1 protein-coding gene is annotated in these 1167 nt (G+C 54.4%); it reads left to right on the top strand.

The features are described from left to right. On the top strand, nucleotides 1-918 hold a 918-nt coding region (locus ACQUQ1_RS22300; RefSeq protein WP_435066371.1), incomplete at its 5' end, for an RNA-guided endonuclease InsQ/TnpB family protein. Between the last annotated feature and the right edge of the window lie 249 nt (nucleotides 919-1167).

Here is a 1167-nt window from a genome sequence, read left to right as displayed (position 1 = left end):
CGACCGTCTCCAGTGACGGGTAGGGGTACTGTGAGGACGGCGAACGAATCCGAACCACGTACTCCCCACCGGGTTTGTCGGTGGTGGGCGTGGAACCGTCCGTATCAGCGGGAAGCGACCCCGTGTCTTCCGATTGAGAGTTTACGCGATTGGCTTAACGAACGATACGACGCCGGGCTACTTGATAATGCCGGCTGTGGAGGGTGTGTCGGATTCATCCCCGCGCTAAAGCACGGGGCTTTCTCCTCGATTTTCCGTAACTACCTCGCCATCGACTACGAAGACGGGGAGAGTGAACTGTATCCGGGGAACGTGTTGAAAGAGGATAAGCACTACTTCACCCGCGAAGAGTACCAGACCGAAGGCGAGAACGGGCCGTCGAAGCGTGCTCAGAAGGCTCGCCAGAAACTCTCCCGACGCAAAGACCACTTCCTCCACACGCTCTCGAAACACATCGTTGAGCGGTGTGTCGAAGAAGACGTGGGGAGGATAGCGGTTGGTGACCTTAGCGACATCCGCGAGGATCAGAACGGCGATTCGCGGAACTGGGGTATGTCGGGGAACAAGAAACTCCACGGATGGGAATTTGACCGGTTCACCCGCCTCCTTGAATACAAGGCTGAGGAACACGGCATTCTCGTTGATCGTGTAGACGAGGGGAACACCTCGAAGACGTGTTCGTGTTGCGGGCAGATTCGGGACAGCAACCGTGTGGAGCGCGGGTTGTACGTCTGTGAGTCGTGCGAGACGACGCTGAATGCAGATGTGAATGGTGCGGTGAACATTCGCCGAAGGATAACTCAAAGTCCTCCGTTGGGGGATATGAGTAACGGCTGGTTGGCACAGCCCGGAGTCTTCCTGTTCGACCGCGAGAGCGGGTCGTTCAACACGAGAGAACAGGGAGACTGCAAACCGTAATATCCCAACGCTCGGGATTCCTCCGGCTGAAGCCGGAGGAGGATGTCAATTTACTATGAACAGTGCTGCACAACTTCGGAGGATGGATTTGATGCGTGCCTTACTTTCAATATAAAATATTGATAAAATAGAAGAACCGGATAGGAAATCAGGATCCACACAGGAGGGGGGAAGAGTCTCGATTGCATTCAGCCGACGATCATTAGTCGTATATTTGTTGGAGTATACGCCCTATGAGAATCTATTTAC

Source organism: Halobaculum sp. EA56, assembly GCF_051195075.1.
Lineage (GTDB): Archaea > Halobacteriota > Halobacteria > Halobacteriales > Haloferacaceae > Halobaculum.
The sequence above is the reverse complement of the archived record's forward strand: the minus strand, read 5'-3'. Positions and strand labels throughout refer to the sequence as shown.